The following is a 2,196-nucleotide window of genomic DNA, read 5'->3' as shown; positions in this document are numbered from 1 at the left end:
GTCATTGAGATCGCATTTTTCCGGGATAATGCGGTTTTCTCTAAGATATTCGGCAATAATAGTGCCGGGTATACCGAAGTCCTCGTATTTCCCTGTTTTTATATCAATGCCCGGAGTAATAAGCATCAGCTTCATGGGGTCAAGGAAGTACTGGTTTTCTCCATAGCCTTTAAATCCATGCCAGTCGGCTCTGGGATTGAAGGTCCAGTACCGGCGGTCAGTGGCAATCTGGGCGGTGTCGCCTTCTTCCCATTTCCGGCTGCCTATGCGGTCGGGGACAAAGGGACGGACATAGTGACAGCGGCGCAGGATTTCCTTGCGGATCTGAATACCCATGACCAGGGCGTCCTTCCACAGCTTAATGCCGCCTTCGCCTTCATGGATGCGGGCATTCATGTCCAGGGCAGCAAAAAGCTGGTAGAAGGGGGAGGTGGAGGCATGCATCATGTAGGCGTTGTTCATCCGTTTATGAGGAACGTAGCGGTCCTGGCCCCGGATGTGAGCGTCCTTTTTATGGATCTGGGAAGTCATGGAAAATCCGGCCTGCTGCTTGTGCACAGACTGGGTGACGAAGATGCCCGGGTCTTCCGGGCCCAGCTCCAGCAGCAGAGGGGAGGCATCTTTCATCATGGGAATGAACTGTTCATAGCCTACCCAGGCGGAGTCGAAAAAGATGTAGTCGCAGAGATATCCGATTTTATCAATGATCTGGCGGGCGTTGTACATGCAGCCGTCATAGGTGCCCAGCTCAATGACCGTCAGGCGGATGGGGCGTTCTGCCTTGGCCTTTTCCGGATCTTTTTCAGCAACCAGCTGACGGATGTAGTCTTCTTCCAGATATTTTTCCGGTATGCCGCCGATGGAGCCGCAGGCATTCCGGGCGGTTTCCATATATACAGGAATGGCGCCGGAAAGGACAAGGCCCAGATCGATGGACTTATGATTATTCCTGTCATAGAGGACGATATCCCCTGGAGCGAGCACCGCATTCAGTACGATTTTGTTGGACGTGGAGGTGCCGTTCAGTACAAAGTAGGTTTTGTCCGCATGGAAGACCTTGGCCGCATGCTTCTGGGCGGAAAGGGCAGGGCCTTCGTGAATGAGGAAATCTCCCAGGTCTACATCGGAGCTGGAAAGATCTCCGCGGAATACATTAGGACCGTAATAGTCGTAAAAAATGCGTCCCGCAGGATGCTTCCGGAAGAAAATGCCGCTCTGGTGCCCGGGAGAATCATACTGGTCGTTTTTCCGTCCGGTATAGCGCATGAGCGCACCAAAAAAAGGAGGAAGAAGATCCTTCTCATATTGAAGAGCTGCTTTGGTAATTTTCTTTTTCCAGGAGGCCTTTTCCTTAATGGGAAGAAGGGTGCCGGAAATGGCGGAAATATTTCTGCCGGCAGCGGCTCCTGTATCCAGGATAAATAGAGGAATCTGAAAAGCATGAATGGTGTCATAGGACTCGGGCATTTCGTCCAAGCTGGTCATGACTACGGCAGATACATCGGTGAGATCTGCTTTTTCCAGAGGAACTGTTTTCCAGTTCTCCTGAGGAATCCCTGCCTTGGCGGCAAGGTCAGTTAAAGCGATTTTTAACTGTTTCATGAAAAACCTCCCTGTTTTTTTTGCTTGTATTATAAAAACCGAAGGGCTTTATGTCAATAAGGAAATGCAAGGAAAAGAAAGGAAAAATGAGGAGACATAGGCTTATATGAATATTTAAGGAAGTTTGTCCATTTTATTGAGTATAAAGCTGAAATATTGAATAAAAGGAAGGTATTTATGGGAAATGGGATGAAAGAGGGAAATGAACAGGCTTCCGGGACTTCTCCGTGCTGCGGTGATCCAGGACCGTCTGTATTTCCTATGAAAATTCATCGGAGATTTTATCTGGAAGTAAGTGGGAAGTGAAAGGGAATTGACTGATGCAGGGGAAGCACAGTTTCCTTCATCGGATCAGGCTGCATAAGTGTCTCCATTACATGCATGGTCATGAAATTTTTACATGGTTTACGGTTTTCGTCCGCATCTCTGTGTTGAGTAAAAAATGTAAGTGCAATCTGCTGATCACGCAATCCGCATGGCAAAGAATTTTCTGCTTGACGGGCAGAAGATTCTTTGATGTGACAGTACTTGTCATTCTCCTTTGTATAATAAAAACAGAAGAATATACCTTTATGGTTTCCCAGGCTGCCCTGG

The 2,196-nt window shown here is 48.3% G+C and carries 2 protein-coding genes; both read right to left on the bottom strand.

Translation table 11 applies throughout. The features are described 5' to 3' along the window. The coding region (speC, locus tag ACI4N7_RS04580; RefSeq protein ID WP_439732187.1) for an ornithine decarboxylase at window positions 1-1,602 on the bottom strand (1,602 nt) is incomplete at its 3' end. Window positions 1,603-1,883: 281 nt separating this feature from the next. Next, on the bottom strand, window positions 1,884-2,196 hold a 313-nt coding region (locus ACI4N7_RS04575), incomplete at its 5' end, for a hypothetical protein (RefSeq protein WP_439732186.1).

The organism is Dialister sp., from assembly GCF_051885895.1.
In the GTDB taxonomy this organism is placed as follows: domain Bacteria; phylum Bacillota; class Negativicutes; order Veillonellales; family Dialisteraceae; genus Dialister.
This window is presented reverse-complemented; position numbering and strand designations above follow the sequence as displayed.